This is a genomic window from Pseudomonas sp. Pse35, from assembly GCF_024519715.1.
GTDB classification, from domain to species: Bacteria; Pseudomonadota; Gammaproteobacteria; order Pseudomonadales; family Pseudomonadaceae; genus Aquipseudomonas; species Aquipseudomonas paracarnis.
The window spans coordinates 1-16,914 of sequence record NZ_JALJRP010000056.1 but is presented as its reverse complement, the minus strand read 5'-3'; the positions used below and the strand labels follow the sequence as shown (position 1 = coordinate 16,914).

Annotated in this window: 8 protein-coding genes, 1 rRNA gene and 1 pseudogene; 6 read left to right on the top strand and 4 right to left on the bottom strand. The window is 58.5% G+C overall.

Annotation, left to right across the window (positions count from 1 at the left end):
• Positions 1-4,757 (top strand): annotated as a pseudogene (locus OC445_RS26390) (LapA family giant adhesin); the annotation flags it as partial.
• A 150-nt stretch (positions 4,758-4,907) separates the two neighbouring features.
• The gene (locus OC445_RS26385) at positions 4,908-5,246 is read left to right on the top strand and encodes a hypothetical protein (RefSeq protein WP_054896857.1); all 339 of its coding nucleotides are present in this window, start codon (positions 4,908-4,910) and stop codon (positions 5,244-5,246) included.
• 123 nt (positions 5,247-5,369) lie between these two features.
• On the opposite strand, the gene lapD is transcribed toward OC445_RS26385, so the two are convergent.
• Together lapD and lapG are read right to left on the bottom strand one after the other, a co-directional pair.
• Entirely contained in the window at positions 5,370-7,316 is a 1,947-nt protein-coding gene (lapD, locus tag OC445_RS26380; RefSeq protein ID WP_034125402.1) for a cyclic di-GMP receptor LapD, read from the bottom strand.
• A 14-nt stretch (positions 7,317-7,330) separates the two neighbouring features.
• Entirely contained in the window at positions 7,331-7,954 is a 624-nt protein-coding gene (gene lapG, locus OC445_RS26375; protein ID WP_371264164.1) for a cysteine protease LapG, read from the bottom strand.
• Positions 7,955-8,272: 318 nt separating this feature from the next.
• Between lapG and OC445_RS26370 the strand changes: the two genes are divergently transcribed.
• The 4 genes from OC445_RS26370 (at position 8,273) to OC445_RS26355 (ending at position 14,433) form a co-directional block, all read left to right on the top strand.
• Positions 8,273-8,983, top strand: coding sequence for a GntR family transcriptional regulator (locus tag OC445_RS26370; protein ID WP_262020440.1), 711 nt, complete (start codon positions 8,273-8,275; stop codon positions 8,981-8,983).
• Positions 8,984-9,356: 373 nt separating this feature from the next.
• Complete coding sequence (locus OC445_RS26365) at positions 9,357-10,115, top strand: DUF3050 domain-containing protein (RefSeq protein ID WP_054922566.1); 759 nt, start codon at positions 9,357-9,359, stop codon at positions 10,113-10,115.
• On the top strand, positions 10,112-11,059 hold the full coding sequence (locus OC445_RS26360; RefSeq protein WP_198791800.1) for a diiron oxygenase: 948 nt from the start codon (positions 10,112-10,114) through the stop codon (positions 11,057-11,059). Before OC445_RS26365 ends, OC445_RS26360 begins: the two co-directional genes overlap by 4 nt.
• Positions 11,056-14,433, top strand: coding sequence for an amino acid adenylation domain-containing protein (locus tag OC445_RS26355; RefSeq protein ID WP_198791799.1), 3,378 nt, complete (start codon positions 11,056-11,058; stop codon positions 14,431-14,433). Before OC445_RS26360 ends, OC445_RS26355 begins: the two co-directional genes overlap by 4 nt.
• A 63-nt stretch (positions 14,434-14,496) precedes the next feature.
• Here the strand turns inward: OC445_RS26355 and OC445_RS26350 are convergent, their stop codons facing one another.
• Positions 14,497-16,377, bottom strand: coding sequence for a methyl-accepting chemotaxis protein (locus OC445_RS26350; RefSeq protein WP_034125396.1), 1,881 nt, complete (start codon positions 16,375-16,377; stop codon positions 14,497-14,499).
• Positions 16,378-16,651: 274 nt separating this feature from the next.
• Positions 16,652-16,767 (bottom strand): 5S ribosomal RNA (gene rrf, locus OC445_RS26345).
• Positions 16,768-16,914: the final 147 nt, after the last annotated feature.

The window sequence follows — 16,914 nt, the reverse complement described above, 5'->3', positions numbered from 1 at the left end:
CTCAGACCGTCAAGATCACCGACGCTTCCGGCGGCAACTTCGAAAAACTGGAAGTGGCAGGCAACGGCGCAACCACCACGATCAACGACACCATCGACAAGGTGGATGTAGTTCTGACCGCCACCACCACCGTTGGCGAAGGCGGCAACATCGTCTACACCGCCAGCCTTGTGGATAAAAACGGCGCAGCGGTGACCAACATCACCAATCCGCTGACCGTCACCTTGGACAATGGCAAAACCATCACCATCGGTGTGAATCAGTCGAGCGGTTCCATCACCACCGTAGCGCCAAACGACGTCTACAAAGGCGACCAAACCGTCACCACCGCCATCAAAGGCGTGACCGGTGGCGAGCATTTCGAGAACCTCGTGCCGGGCACGACGGCGGTGAACACCACCGTCACCGACACACCAGGCTCCACCGACCTGACCACCGTCACCTTGACTGCCCCGACCGCGGTCAACGAAGGCGGCCAGATCACCTACACCGCCACCTTGAGCAACAAGGCCGGCAGCGACATGCTGGTCCAGCTCGACAACGGTTCGAGCATCACCATCAAGCAAGGTGAGACCATGGGCACGGTGACCGTCCCGGCGCCTACCGATGACGTGTTCATCGACAAGAGCACCCAGACCGTCAAGATCACCGGCACCACCGGCGGCAATTTCGAGGGGGTGACCATCACACCTGCGGGCGCCACGACCACCATCAACGACACCATCGACGACGTGACCGTGGTACTCAAGGCCACCGGTTCGGTCAGCGAAGGCGGGCAGATCGTCTACACCGCGTCCCTGGTCGACAAGAACGGCGCGGCCGTGAACAACGTGGGCTCCGACTTGGTGGTAAGGCTGGATAACGGCTCGACCATCACCATCGGCAGTGGCAAGTCCACCAGCTTCACGACAGCTACCGCACCGAACGATGCCTATGTCGGCGCCAATGATGTCAGCGCCAAGATCACCGGCGTGGTCAGCGGTGGCGACAAGTACGAGCATCTGATTGTTGACGCCAGCCCCGCGGTCACCAAGGTCACGGATGTAGTGACGGATACCAAAATCAGCATAACGGGCGATGGCTCGGTCACTGAAGGTGGCACAGCCCACTACACCCTGACCTTGACCAACCCGCCGCAAACCGACGTAACCGTGACGCTCAAATACAGCGGCACCGCCACTGACGGTTCGGACTTCACCGGCGTGTACACCGTGAAGATCCCGGCAGGCTCCAGCAGCGTGCCGTTTGATATCCGCACGCTCGACGACAAGATCACCGAGCCTACGGAACAGATCGTTATCACCATCGACAAGGTCACCGGAGGCAACTTCGAGAACCTGGTGATCGACAAAGGCACCGTCACCACCAACATCCTCGACAACGATGCGCCGCCGGTGATCGACCTGGATGCCAACAACTCCAGCGGCGCCACGGGTGCCGATTACAAGACGACATTTACCGAGGGTACCGCCGGGCCGGGCGTGTCGATCGCCGATACGGATATCAAGATCACTGACCCAGACAGCACACTGCTGACGGGCGCGACGGTCACGCTGACCAACGCACAGGCCGGTGATGCCCTGAACCTGGGCAATAGCGTGAATGGCATCAGCGTCAGCACCAACAACCAGACGGGCACTATTACCCTGACGTTGTCCGGCAGCGCAACGCTGGCTGACTACATGCAACGTATCCAGAACATCACGTTCACCAACAACAGCCACGACCCGAGCACCACACCGCGCACCATCACCGTGACGGTGACCGATGGCGGCAACTACTCCAACGTGGCCACCACCACCGTCAACGTGGTAGCGGTCAACGATGCACCAGTGGCCACTGGCGGTGCTGTGACCGGTACGGAAGACACGGCGCTGGCCCTGACCTGGGCCAACTTCGGCGTGAGCGATGTGGACTCGCCACAAGCCAGCCTCGGGGTGAAAATCACCGACCTGCCAGTAGCCGGCAAGCTGCAATACCTTGCGGCGGACGGCAGCACCTGGACCAACGTGACCAGCGGCCAGACCTTTACCAAGGCCCAGATCGATGGCGGCCAACTGCGCTTTATGCCGAACGCCAACGAGTCCGGCGCCGACGGTTACGGCGGCACTGGCGTGGGTAACAAGCAGGCGGATTACGCGCAGTTCAAGTTCCAGCCAACCGATGGCAAGGACCTGGGCACCAGCGCTACGGTGAAAGTCGATATCACCCCAGTGGCCGACGCACCGACCCTGAGCGTGGCCGACAACAACGTTGCCTCGACCGGCCTGGTCAAACAGGGCTGGAACAGCATCGCCGGCCTCGGCAACAACGGCAACGGTGCTGCACCGGACGTGCTGAAAAAAGCCATCGATAACGCGGGCACACCCAACAGCACCTCTGTGGTGACCAACGTCGAGTCCGTCGACAACGTGGCCGCTGGCTCTGGTTCCAAGATCTCCGGCCTGATCTACATGGAAGCGGGCAAGAGCTACACCTTCAGCGGTATCGCGGATGACAGCGTGGTGGTCAACGTTGGCGGTAAAGACGTTGCGAGCGGTTTGTGGGGTACCAACAGCGGCAAGTTCAGCGGCTCGTTCACGCCAACGACCACTGGTTACTACAGCCTTGAGATCTACCAGGCCAACCAAGCGGGGCCTGGCAGCTTTGACGTCAACCTGTCGGTCAACGGCGGGGCGGTGCAGAACCTGAGCACCAGCACCGTGCCGCTGTACACCGGCCTTACCGACCTGACCAACGCCGGCGTCACCGTATCCGACCTGCATGGCAGCAACGGTGACGGTTACTACGTGGGCTACAAGCTCAACGAAGGCCAGGAAAACGGCACGGTCAAATTGTCCAAGGTCACCACCGCGCTGACCGACACCGACGGCTCCGAAACCCTGAGCGTGAAGATCAGCGGCATTCCGGCAGGCTCGGTACTGACCGACGCGTCTGGGCACACCTTTACTGCGGGTAAAACCGTGGGCGAAGTGAATGTCACGGGCTGGGACCTGAACACCCTGACCATCAAGCCGCCGACCTACTACAGCGGTCAGTTCAACCTGACGGTCACTTCGACGTCCACCGAGAGCATCGGCGGTTCAGCGACCACCACCGCGCAATTGCCCGTCACGGTGCACCCAGCGACCTACAATTCGGTCACCGGCACCTCGGGCAGCGACACCATCAATGGCAGCGATGGCAACGACATTGTCGTGGCCGACGTCGCCGGCTTGAACGTGGTGCAGGGCAAGAACTACAACATCGCGTTCATGATCGATACATCGGGCAGTATGGGTGCGGACTCGATAGCAGCGGCAAAAACCTCGCTGACCACCACGTTCAACTCGCTGAAAAACAGTATCGGCGCCAGCACTTCTGGCACTGTGAATATCTTCCTGGCGGATTTCAGCGACCAGGTCAATCGCACGGTGACAGTCAACCTGAAAGACCCAGGTGCATTGGACTCGCTGCAGAAAGTCCTGGATTCCATGGTGTCTACCGGCGGGACCAACTACGAAGACGTGTTCAAGGCCGCGGCCAACTTCTTCAAGAGTGCCCAGGCGACTGGCAACACTGGCGCTATCAATACAACGTACTTCATCACCGATGGTCAGCCGACGTTTTACCAAGCGTCCGAGCAGACCAACCCATACTTGTACGGCAACGTCAGGCTCGATGATGTCGTCACCATGAACAACTACACCATAGGTACCGCCACCCGGATCAACATCGATTCGAATAACTACCTTGATATCAACTCTGCCGGCAAGGTAACCCTCTGGTCTTACGGCTGGGGGTACAACAAGGGAATCATCCACGCCCAAGGGGATGGCACCTATGAAATATCGGTGCAAGGCGGCCTCGGCTACGATACCGACTACTCCACCACCCTCAACTCCAACAGCGCGTTCGCACTGCTTAAAGGTCTGTCCACAGGTGGCGTAGAAGCCATCGGCCTCAACAGTGGGGTCAGCCTGAATCAGTTGGCACCGTACGACAGCGATGGCAAGCCACAGGCCAACATCGATCCGAAGGACCTGGCCAACGCTATCCTCGGCCACACAGAGGCGACGTTGCCGGGCGCGGACACCGTCAGCGGTGGCGACGGCAACGACATCCTCTTCGGCGACCTGGTGAGCTTCAGCGGGATCAATGGCGAGGGTTACAACGCGCTGCAGGCCTTTGTCGCACAGAAGACCGGCGTGGCTGTCTCGGCAGTGACTGCCTCTAACGTTCACCAGTACGTCACCGAGCACTATGTGGACTTCGACGTCTCCGGCGCCAAAGATGCCGGCGATACACTGTTGGGCGGGGCTGGCGATGACATCCTGTTCGGCCAGGGCGGCAACGACCTTCTGGACGGCGGCAAAGGCAATGACATCCTGCTGGGTGGCACGGGTAACGACACGTTGATTGGCGGCCAGGGCAACGACATCCTGATCGGTGGCTCGGGGGCCGACACCTTCGTGTGGAAGGCGGGCGACATCGGCAACGATGTGATCAAGGACTTCAAGGCGTCCGAAGGCGACCGCATTGACCTGCGCGATTTGTTGAAAGGTGAAACCGACAGCACCATCGACAATTACCTCAAGATCACCACGGTAGAAGGTGTGTCGACCCTGCAAGTGAGCAGTGAAGGCAAGCTCAACGCCGCCGGTGGCCTGGCCAATGCTGATGTGACGATCAAACTGGAAGGCAACGATTGGTCCCACACCAGCATCAACTCGCTGATCAGTGGTGCCGACCCGACCATCAAGATCGATCACACCTAAGACGCGATTGATCGGCCGCCCTTCCAGGCGGCCGATTTTTTGGCCTACGGGTCGCTGGCCCTGGCGGACGGCGCATCGCATACTCACGCCCATACACGCAGCGTTGACCTATGCTGTTGAACGCCTGTGGCGCATTTTCGAGGGGTTGTTATGTTTTACGTGCAACGTGATGCACAGGGCGCGCTGGTTCGCGTAGAGGCCGCTGCCTTTACCGAATCCACTGAAACCCTGCCGGCCGATCACCATGAGATACAGGCCTGGTACGCCAACGAAGTGGTGGAAACCAGCCTGGCCCAGCTCAAGCAGAGCGACTTTGAGATGATCCGGGTGCTGGATGACTTGATCCAGGTGCTGACCCGCAAGGGGGTGATCAGCGTGACCGACCTGCCGCCGGCAGCCCAGGCCAAGTTGATGGACCGTAACCAGGCGAGGGAAGCGTTGGGTGGGTTGAGCCAGTTGATCGATGATGACGAGAAAGGATTGATTTAATCCAACCGCTCCTACCCCTGTAGGAGCGAGCTTGCTCGCGAAAAACTGAAATCGCCACGGGGTATCAGGTTTTGCGCGTTATTGTTGGCGATCTTCGCGAGCAAGCTCGCTCCTACAGGTGAATTATTTCCAGGGCGCGGGCTCGCCAAACAGTTGGCCCTGCACGCCGAAAATCCCCATCTCACGAATCACCTTCAGTTCGCCCTCGGTCTCTACACGTTCGGCAATCAACGGCAGGTCGATGCTATGGGCCGCTCGCTGGATGGCCTCGATAAACAGGCGCTTGTCGCTTTCCTGGTCGATGGCGCGAATGTAGCTGCCGTCGATCTTCAGGTACGCCAAGCCCAGGCGCGCCAGGTTGCCGATGATGCTGAACCGCCCACCGAAACGTTGCAGGCTGAGGGAGAAGCCCAGTTCGCGCAGGCGCTGGGTCATCTGTTCCAGCACGGGCTGCTCAGGCAGTTGCTCCTCACCAATCTCCAGGGTGAGGCGCGGGCCCAGGTTGCTGTGCTGGCGTAGCAGGTCATAAACGCGGTTCAGGGCCTGGGTATCTTGCAAGGTTGCGGCCGAAAGATTCAGCGCCAGGTTCTCGGTGTGGCTGGCCATCTGCTTGAGCACCTGCTCCAGCATCAGGCGGTCCAGGCGGGCGGACCAACCAAAGCGCTCAAGCCACGGCAGGAAGCGCCCGGCCGGTATGGTGTGGCCGTCTTCGTCCTGCAAGCGCGACAGTACCTTGTAATGCAAGACCAATTGTGGGTCCTGGCTGGCGACAACCGGCTGGAAGTACAGCTGGAAGCGCTGCTGGGTCAGGGCCTGGTCCAACAAGGTGTGCCAGGCATGGTGATCGTCTCCCACGCTGGCGGCGGCGCTGCGGTCCAGGCACACCCAACTGGTGTCGCCCTGCGCTTGGGCCTGGGCCAGGGCCTGGTCGGCCAGGGTCAGCAGGGCTTGGGGCGCGTCGCCATGGCTGAACGGCGCCAGGCCGATATAGGCGACCGGCGTAACGTCACTGGCGCCGGTCGCTTGCAGGCTGAGCAAAGTGCTTTCCAGGTTTTGCGCCAGCTGCATCGCTTCTTCACGCATCAACCCCGGCGCCAGCACGGCGAACTCACCGCCACGAATACGGGTGACGAGGTTATGGGTTTCCGGGTACGGCGCGCACTGGCGCAGTAGTTGTTCGCCAACCGCTTGCAGTAACTGGTCGGTGCGCTGGCCACCCAGGCGCTGGTTGAGGCCGGCCAGGTCCTTGACCCGCAGCAGCAGAAGGTAGCCGGAGTTGGTCTCTTCCGGGTTACTGACGCGGGCGTTGAGCTGCATCTCGAAATAACGGCGGTTGGCGAGGCCGGTGAGGTTGTCCTGATAGGATTCGGTGCGCAGTTTTTCGCTACGCTCGGCCTGTTCCTGGAACAGCGCCTTGAGCTTTTCCACCATCTGGTTCATGGCCTGCACCACCCGCCGCAGTTCAGGCGTGCGGGGCAAGTCAGGCAGGCTGAGGAACTCGCGGCGGGCAATGGCGTGGGACTGTTTGACCATATAGTCCAACGGCTTCAATTGCCGGCGCAGCAGCAGCCCACCGAGCACCACGCTGACCGCACCGCACAAGAGCAACCAGCCCAGGCTACCCAGGGCGCTTTGCCAGAGCTTGGCCAGGGCGAACATCGGATGGCTGACCACTTCTACCCGTGCGGCCTGTTCCCAGCCACGGCTGACCAGGGCATCACCGCCCGCCGGCTCCAGTCCGATCAGCTTGACGAACCAGTTGGGCACGCCGTTGTTGTCGGGAATACCGCTGCGCTCGACGATGGTTTTGTCGGTGGCCAGGTCCACGACGCGGATGCTGGCATAGTAACCGCTGTCGAAGATCGAGCTGACCAACAGCTCCACCATGGCTGGGTCATCGATATTCGGGGTGAGCGACAGCGCCAATGCCGTCGCGGCATCCTGGGCGTGGGAGCGCAATTGGTTGACGTATTGGGTGCGCGAGCTTTCCAGGCTGACCATGAAGCTGCCGCTGAAGGCGACCACCAGGAACAGACAGATTGCGATCAATAGCTGTTTGAACAGAGACATCCGATCAGTTACTCCTAGTTGGCAGGCTCGGCTGGGAAGCCTTCCGCACGCATTTTTCTCAACACATCCTGCCAGCGCGACAAGCGTTTGGTATCACCGACTTTTTTGTTGCCTTTGGCACCAGGCAAGTACAACCCCTCGGCGTTGAATGAGTACACCGGGACCAGGTCGGTGCGACGGGTAGCCGGCAGGATCTCATCCATCAGGCTGTCGAGCACCAGTGGGACGGCGTCGGGGCTCGAATAATAAGTCAGGACCATGTGCGCCCGATTCTGCCGCAGGGCCTTGACGTAGGTAATGCGCAACTTGTCGCTGGACACGCCCAGGTGACGCAAACTGAAATATTTTGCGATGGCGTAGTCTTCACAGTCACCAGCACCTTTCCAGAGTGCCTCGACGGGCGTCTCCCAGTAATCCACAACGTGCCAGAGATCGATGTCTTCCACGTAGGTCATTTGCTTGTTGAAGAACAAATTGACGACCTTGAGCTGCTCCTGCTCGCTGACCTGTTTTTCGCTTACCAATAACCGCTGCCAGGCGTCGATACGCTGCTGGCCTTGACCCAAAGGCCCGTAGACGGCGGTAGCCTTGCGGCTGATTTGCGAGAAATCCCAATCGGCACGCAGCCCGCCGAGCATCAGGCCGGCCAGTAAAGTTGCTGATAAAAGCCAGCAAAGCAGTCGATAGGGATTAAAACTTACCGCCAAAATGTTCAGTCCGTGAAAGAGACGGAATTTCCAGGGATGGTGAAGCCTGGCCCTACAAAAAACAATGGCACAGTGCAATCATCGCAGGAGGCGGCGTTTTTATAACCGCCCTTGTGAGAGACACAAAGTATGCTGTGTAAGCACTTACAAACGGAAACTTTGGCTATTTGACAAGCACCTGGCCCATCTTTAGTGTTCTTTGGATCCAATTAGCCAGACTATTATTCAAGAAAGGAGGATAGCGCAACCGTGACGCAGAAGCCGAACCCATTAAGCAGCATCAAAATCAGCGGGCCTATTCCCGCCCATCTTGCGCGCTCCGTTATCGAAGAAACGTTGCGTAATGCCATCCTTGATGGGCGATTGCCCTGTGGCACCGCCATGCGCCAGCAAGAACTGGCCAGCCTGTTCGGCGTCAGTCGCATGCCGGTACGCGAAGCGTTGCGCCAGCTGGAGGCGCAATCCTTGTTGCATGTGGTGACTCACAAGGGTGCCGTCGTTGCTCCCTTGATCGAGGACAATTCGGCCGAGACCTATGCCCTGCGCATGTTGCTGGAGTCCGAGGCCCTGCGCCTGTCGATTCCGTTGCTCACCGACGCGGACCTTGCTCAAGCTGAGGCCTGTATCAACGCACTGGAAAGCGAGAAAGACTACACCGAGATTGGTCGGCTCAATCGCCTGTTTCACATGGTGTTGTACGGCAAGGCGCCCAACCAGCGGCTGCTCACTTTGGTCGAGCACGGATTGAATGAGGAGGAGCGCTTCCTGCGCTTCAACCTTGAGGCGATGGGGCTGGGGGAGACTTCCCAGGAGGATCACCGCGAACTGCTGAGCCTGGTAGCGCAGAAGAAGGTCGAGGAGAGCATCCTGACGCTGCGTAACCACTTGATGCGAGGCATGGAGGTGATCGCGACCTACCTCAGCGGCCTTGATAGCGCCGAAAAAAAACCCACTCAGTAGGTTTTTTCGCTTTTGCCCTTGATTCTTAGGTGATGTAGCAACTTTCTTATCAGGGATTGTTGCTCCATCAGAAAAAACAAAGAACCAAATCATAATTAAAGCCGACTCAGTGCGCAGCAAAATCCCACGTATAGCTGGGCAATCACCACACACATAAATATCGGGAAAAACATCTAATACATTTGTATACCGGTTCAAACATTCAACCAGCTTATTATCTTTTCCCAGCAAGACACACCTTTCCATCCACTGCGTCTGCCTAGTGCAAGGGCCTCGCCGTGCGCGTGAGCGCGCTCAAGTTACTCTCGCACTCACAACTATAATATTTCAACACTGCTTTTAGAGCACTCGCAACAACTCATAGGCGTCAACCATGTACCCACATTCACTCGCGCAAAAAAAACGACAACTTTTTGATCATCCGTTATTTATAGAAATAACCAGCCTCGGCAAGTTACAACACTTCATGAAACACCATGTATTTGCTGTCTGGGATTTCATGAGCCTGACCAAACGCCTGCAAAAGGACCTCACTTGCATGCAGTTGCCCTGGCTCCCCTCCACTGACCCGCACGCTGCCCGCCTGATTAATGAAATCGTGCTGGCGGAAGAGTCGGACGAGCACCCGACGCGGGGCTATTGCAGCCACTTCGAGCTGTACTTGGACGCAATGACGGAAGTGGGCGCCAGCACGGTCGCAATCACTCGCTTTATCGACCTGCAAAGCCAGGGAGTGGAGGTAAGCGCAGCCTTGCAGATGATCGATGCGCCCCAGGGCGTGGCCCGCTTCGTCGACAGCACCTTACAAATTGCCCTGAGCGCTCCGACCCACTGTGTGGCGGCGGCGTTCCTGCATGGCCGAGAGTGTGTGATTCCGTCAATGTTCGAAAGGCTTTTGCATAGCCATGCTTTCATAGGTCGGCAGGCCCCTACGCTATGTCACTACCTCAGCCGCCATATCGAAATAGACAGCGATGATCACGAGCCCGCGGCGCAACGGTTGCTACAGCGCCTGGTCGACGCAGACCCCAGCCGTCAGCAACAGGCCGATAACGCCGCCCTGGGCGCCGTGCAGAGTCGTATTACCCTCTGGGACGACGTACTGGCCTCGATGCAAGAGGTACGTCCGTGAACGCCGCTCATTACCAATCCTTTGCCGACGACTGGGAGCGTCGCGCAACCATCCGCACACGCCCCCGGCGGATGTTGGAAGACGACGACAAACTCATCTTCCCCCTGTGCCGTCAGCCTCTGGTGTTGAGTGCCACCTTTCTCAAGCACTGCCCGCAATGGCGCGACTTCGTGCTGGTGCAAAGCTTCTATAAATTCATCAATGACGTGGTGATTTTCGAAACCGAGATCGTCGACAAAACCGCGCGCAGCATCGCTAAAAATCGCTTCTCCCTGCCCTTCCCGCTCGCCTGCCGCTACGATGCGATGACGGTCGTTGTCGACGAGGATTATCACGCGCTGGTCGCGCTGGATTTCCTGCAGCAAGCCGTGCAGATGACCGGAATCCAACCGCTCGATCTACCCGGGCAAATTGAATTGGGCCGCGCGCTGCCGGCAGCCCAGGCACAGGTACCGGCATACTTGCACGATGCCGTAGAGTTGATCGGCGTCGCCATCGCTGAGAACACCATCACCCATGACGTCGCAGCGTTTTCCAAAGATGGCAGCGTCAAATCCTCTGTCCGCGGCCTGATGGCCGATCATCTGTTTGATGAAGGGCGGCATGCGCGGTTCTGGACACAGTTGGTGCGCCTCTACTGGCAATCGGCAAGCTCTGAAGATCGCGACCACATTGCTCAAGCCCTGCCCGTGTTCCTGACGCACTACCTGACCAACGACCTACAGAAAGACTTCGATCTGCAACTGATCGAACACTTGGCTATCAGTGCCGATACGCGCCGGGCACTGCGCGACGAAATCCAGGCGCTGGACTTTCCCATCACCCCCCAACATCCGCTGCTGGCCAATATCATGGGCCTACTGCACCACAGCGGCGTACTGCAAACCCCCAGCGTGGCACGAGCCCTGAGCGACTACCTGCCCGTATCGAGGAGGTTGGCATGAGGCGCTTGCAGATCGAGTGGCGTGGTACCGGTAACGCTCTGGCGGCGCTCAGGCAGGAGCTGGAGCAATATGGGCATGTGGCAGGAACGGGGTCTGTGGATCTGGTTATTGAAGACGGGAGTCAGCCGCTGCCGCCCTCGCCCGCCAGTGCGCCATGGTTAAGCTTGCGCGTGGGTATCGGCCCGCTCTGCGAACACGGGCTGCCCTCATTACAGTTACGCTGCTACGACCGGGAGCGGCGCCTGCTGACGGTGCACGACGTTGCCCGGGAGCCCAGCGGCAATGGGCAGCGGTTGCGTCAGCAGGCAACGAATGCAGTGGTGGAGTGGGCTGCTTTGTTGGTCTGCGGTTTTTCAAGAGACCCCGCTTATTTCTCGGCAACGGCCGCTGCTAACGCCTGGCCTGAACAGGGCCTGCAAGAGCTGGATGCCTTGGCTTTCATGCACCGGTTCAACCACACGGCGGCCCCTGCCTTACTGCACGCGGCCCGAACGCCCATGATCGAACGGCTGCAGGCCAGCCTCAATACCTTCGCGCATCGAACAGTGCTGAACATCGCCGGTCATGCGCTGACTTATCGGCAGCTCCAGCAACAAGCCATGGCTATTCAACAACGCCTGCTTCCCTTGCTGGAGGATGCCGAGGCTCCACAAGTGGTCGGCGTATGCCTGGAGAAATCTGCCGAGTTGTACGCCAGTATTCTCGCGGTGCTTGGCTGTGGCGCCGTGTATTTGCCGCTGGTGCCTGACCACCCGGAGCAACGCCAGCACTGCATGCTGACCAGCCTCAAGGCCTGTGTGCTGCTGGAGAATGGCCAGCACCCATTGCGAGAGCGTTTCGTTTCACTTGATGTGAGCCAGGTGGCCGCGCACAGCGCCGACATGACGCAACCGCTGATGCACCGTCACCCCCGTGCCGACGAGCCGTGCGTGGCACTGTTCACCTCGGGTACGACGGGCCAGCCCAAGGGGGTACTGCTGAGCCAATACAACCTGGCGCATTTCACGGCCTGGCTCGTCAGTTGCGTGGCGTTGGATCAACACAGTCGCGTCCTGCAATTTTCGCCACTGGGCTTCGATTCTTCACTGATCGATATTTTCCCTGCATTGATCGCCGGCGCCGAGTTGATTGTGCCCAGCCCAGACCAGCGTCACGACCCTCAGCAACTGGTAGAACTGATTCGCAAGCAACGCGTCACTCATGGGTTTGTGCCACCGGCACTGCTCAGCATCCTGCCGCTGGATCAGCCGTTGGGCATGACTCATTTACTGACCGGAGGTGATTTCTGCGAGCCCTGCGTGATCGAACAACTGGCCGGTCAATGCCAGTTGCATAACCTCTATGGGCCGACCGAGGCCACTGTGTTGGCGACCCATCGGGTATTCCAACGAGGTGACAGCCATCGCAATATCGGCCTCCCCATCGCTAACAGCCAGGTGCTGATTCTCGACGAGAACCTGCAGCCCGTGGATGAACAGGTAATGGGCGACTTGTACATTGTCGGTCCCGGAGTAAGCCTGGGTTATTCGAATACACTCTCGCGGGCCGACAATCCGTTCGTGGCGCTGACACTGCCAAATGGCCAAGTGCTACAGGCTTATCGCAGCGGCGACTTGGCAAAATGGACGCAAGAGGGCATCGAACTGGGCGGCCGCAGGGATGAGCAAGTCAAGATCCGCGGGTTTCGAGTTCAGCCTCAGGATATTGAACAGTGCTTGCGCGATAGTCGCTTGTTTCGCCAAGTGGCAGTGGTGATCGATACGGCACACAGAGTCATCGGCTTTGCCGCCCAGCCGGAATCTGGCGCTACGCTGGCAAGCCTGAAGGAACATGCTCGACAGTGGTTGCCGGTGCATATGCAGCCCAGCGCTTGGAGCGAACTGGCATGCATGCCCCGTTCGAATAACGGCAAGATCGATCGCAAGGCCTTGCTGGCCATGCCAATACCCATACCCATCGGGATGGATCGCTGTCGCATACAAGACCCTTTGCAGGCACAACTGGCTGACGTGTGGGGTGAGCTGCTGGGATTACCCGCAGGCGAACTCTCGATTGATGAGAGTTTTTTCAACCTCGGTGGCCACTCCATCCTGTTGTCGACCCTGTTGCTACGCCTGCGCGAGCAGTTTGGCCGCAGCTTCTGCCTGAGCCCCTTTTTTGAGACGCCGACCATCCGCACATTGGCCGCACTCATGGATGGCAGTGCACTGCCGGATACACCATCCAACCAGATGGAACAAGATGCGACGCGAGCACTGGAGGTCGAGATGCTGCCCGAGACCCTTGCGGGAGACTCGCGCAAAGCCATCGTCACCGGCGCGAACAGCTTTGTCGGGGTTCATATTGTCCAGGCACTGCTGACTGGCGGGGCGCAGGACGTGGCGTGCCTGGTGCGCGAGTTGCCCGGCCATTCGGCAGCGACAAGGTTCGCCCAGGCATTGCGTGAATACCGCTTGGAACATCTGGACCTGAGCCGAGTACAGGTATACGCCGCCGATATTCGTAAACCTCGCCTGGGCTTGGCCGACGACGTGTACGAGCACCTCGCCCGTCATTACGGCGTGGTGGTGCATAACGCCGCGCAGGTCAATCATGTGATGGATTACGCCTCACTCGCCAAGGACAACGTCGAGCCGGTGCTGGAATGCCTGCGCCTTTGCGAGACCCATTGCAAGAAGGTCCTCAATTTCATCTCGACGCTGTCAGCCTGCAGCAGCGTGGACGTCGACGGGTCCGTGCTTGAAGCGCCTGCCCGACGCGCACTGCCGCTCTATGTGAAAAATGGCTACAACCTCTCCAAGTGGGTAGCCGAGCGGCTATTAGGACGGGCAGTCGAGCAAGGGGCCTGGGTCAATATTCATCGGCCGGGAAATATCAGCTTCAACAGCCAGAACGGCGTTTGCCAGCCACAGAAAAACCGCTTGATGTTGATGCTCAAGGGGTCTCTGCAATTAGGGATGGTCCCGCGACTGGACGTCAATTTCGATCTGATGCCGGTGGACTTCCTGGCGCGTTTCATCGCCTACCACAGCGTGCGCTTTGACCCTGGGCGAAACGTGTTCAACCTGCACAACCCACTGCCCTTGAGTTGGGACCAGTATCTCGACGCCTTCAGCGAGGCTGGGCACGCTTTTGACCGAGTAAGCATTGAACACTGGCAACGGGCGCTGCGCAAAGTGAGCCGCAATAACGCGTTGTTCGGAGTGCTGGGCTTTTACCTGGACGGACTGGGCGAGGACATCGGTGACATATCGATGATCCGTTACGACAATGCCCGGTGGGGCGTGGAAAAAATGGGCATGTGCTATCCACCCAAGAGCCAGGCGCTGTTACGCAAAGGCTGCGACTATCTGAGCGCTATCAGTTTCCTCTGAATAGCACCCTGGACGTGAGACCAAGCGATCGGAGCGAGAGGCCTCGCTCCGATGCGGTCAGGATCAGATCTTGAAGCTATCGACCAATTGCTTCAGTCGGCTGGCCTGCTGGGACAGCGCATCGCAGTCCTTGAGCGTCTCGTTGAGGTTGGCCACACCCTGCTGGTTCAGCAAGTTGATCTGGTTGATATCGACGTTGAGGGTTTCAACCACGGCGGTCTGCTCTTCAGTGGCGGCCGCGACGGATTGGTTCATGCCATCGATCTCAACGATACGTTGCGTCACGCTGACCAGACGCTCACCTGCCTGGTTGGCGACTTCGACGCTTTCTTCGCTGGAAGCCTGGCTGGCGTTCATGGTGGTCACGGCTTCGCGCGAACCCACTTGCAGCGAAGTGATCATCTTGTGGATTTCTTCTGCCGACTCCTGGGTACGGTGCGCCAAATTGCGCACTTCATCCGCCACGACGGCAAAACCACGCCCTGCTTCGCCAGCACGGGCCGCTTCGATCGCCGCGTTTAGGGCGAGCAAGTTGGTTTGCTGGGAAATGCCTTTGATCACATCCAGGATGTGTCCGATGTTATCGGTACTGGCATTAAGGGTTTCGATCTGAGTGCAGGACAGGCTGATCTTTTGCGAAAGCTCCGACATCGCCTGAATGGTTTGCTCCACCACTTTACGACCATCGTCAGCTTGTTCGCTGGCACCACTGGCATGCTGGGACGCGTCAGCAGCGTTGCGCGCGATTTCCTGGGTGGCGGCCCCTAGCTCGTTGATGGCTGCGGCCACGCTGTTGGTACGCGCGCTCTGTTCGTCAGAACCGATGATCGACGCATTGGATGAAGCCATCACACGCTGGGACAAATCGTGCACCTGGCGCGTTGCCGAAGACACTTCGGAAATCGACGCGTGAATTCGCTCGACGAACTGGTTGAATGCGCTGCCGACTTCGCCGAACTCGTCTTTGCTGGTCACGTCGAGACGTCGGGTCAAATCACCTTCGCCTTGGGCAATGTCCTGCATGGCCACGCCCATGGTGGTCAACGGGCGCAACAGTACTTGAATCAACAGGCTCAGGAGCACCGCAATAGCCACAACGGCAATCAACATCGCAATCAAGGCCGAAGTACGGAATTTGCCCAGCGGGGCATAGGCTTTTTCTTTGTCGATCGAAAGGCCGATGTACCAGTCAGCGCCAGGCAAGCCGCTGATAGGCGTGAAGGAAAGGATGCGATCCTGACCGTTGAGGACAACGTCCTGATTGAGCTTCTCAATGCGCACGTTGGTGCCGGGATAGATGTCCTTGAGATTCTTCATCACTTGGTCCTGGTCCGGACTGACGATGACCTGGCCATCACCGCTGACCAGGAACGCATGGCCGATACCACCGAAGTCTACCGAGTTGATGATCTTCACCAGTGTCTGCAGGCTCAGGTCACCACCGACAACACCCAACAACTCGCCATTCTTTTTCACCGGCATGGCAATTGTCACGATCTGACCGCCCACAGCCGCCATATAAGGCGGAGTAAGCATGGTTTTGTCCGCCACTACTGCTTGCTTGTACCAAGGGCGCTGACGGGGGTCGTAGTCGTCAGGCATCTTCGCGTCAGGGCGCTGTGTGAATACCCCATTGGTTTGACCTACATAGGTGAACTGGAAATTGGTGGTGAATGCTGGCTGATCGACCAAACCTGGGAGGTCGGCGGCGCTGCCCTGGTGGGCAACGTTCTGCGCCAGGTTCTCGAGGACCAGGATGCGACCACTGAGCCAGTTCTGCACACTGCTGGCGGTGAGCTCGCCGGATTGCTGGATGGACGACGTAAGGTTTTGCCTGATGGTGCTGCGCTGCAGGTAGTCGTTGTAGAGGGTAAATAACGCGAAGGCTAAAACCACGACGCCTGACGCGGCCAACAGAATTTTATGACTGAACTTGAGATTCATTTCATCGACTTCTTTTGCCAAAGGGGGGTGAGCGTGCCGAGTGGAACATTCCATGTATCGGGATAGGCGGACTCTGCGGTCGCTCTATTTCGGTGCACGCATGGCTCGTCAGGCTTTCGGCCAAACTTCGACAAATCTTAGGAATTTGTGAGAAGCATCTTCTTTTAACGTTGGAAACCGACAGGCGGTAGCCGTAAGGCAGATTTGCTGCGGTGGGCCGCCCTAAACGACAAAACCCCTGTCTGCGTTAGCAGACAGGGGTTTCGGAATTCAATCTTGACGATGACCTACTCTCACATGGGGAAACCCCACACTACCATCGGCGATGCATCGTTTCACTGCTGAGTTCGGGATGGGATCAGGTGGTTCCAATGCTCTATGGTCGTCAAGAAATTCTGTGTACCAGACCGTTGCGTTGGCAACGTGCCGGTGAAATTCATGAGCTTCTACATAAACAAAACCCCTGTCTGCGTTAGCAGACAGGGGTTTTGGAATTTAATCTTGACGATGACCTACTCTCACATGGGGAAACCCCAC

Excerpts from the sequence above, each read along its gene's own strand:
- OC445_RS26385 (WP_054896857.1), top strand. The coding sequence starts at position 4,908 with ATGTTTTACGTGCAACGTGATGCACAGGGCGCGCTGGTTCGCGTAGAG.
- lapD (WP_034125402.1), bottom strand. The coding sequence starts at position 7,316 with ATGTCTCTGTTCAAACAGCTATTGATCGCAATCTGTCTGTTCCTGGTG.
- lapG (WP_371264164.1), bottom strand. The coding sequence starts at position 7,954 with ATGCTCGGCGGGCTGCGTGCCGATTGGGATTTCTCGCAAATCAGCCGC.
- OC445_RS26365 (WP_054922566.1), top strand. The coding sequence starts at position 9,357 with ATGTACCCACATTCACTCGCGCAAAAAAAACGACAACTTTTTGATCAT.
- OC445_RS26355 (WP_198791799.1), top strand. The coding sequence starts at position 11,056 with ATGAGGCGCTTGCAGATCGAGTGGCGTGGTACCGGTAACGCTCTGGCG.
- OC445_RS26350 (WP_034125396.1), bottom strand. The coding sequence starts at position 16,377 with ATGAATCTCAAGTTCAGTCATAAAATTCTGTTGGCCGCGTCAGGCGTC.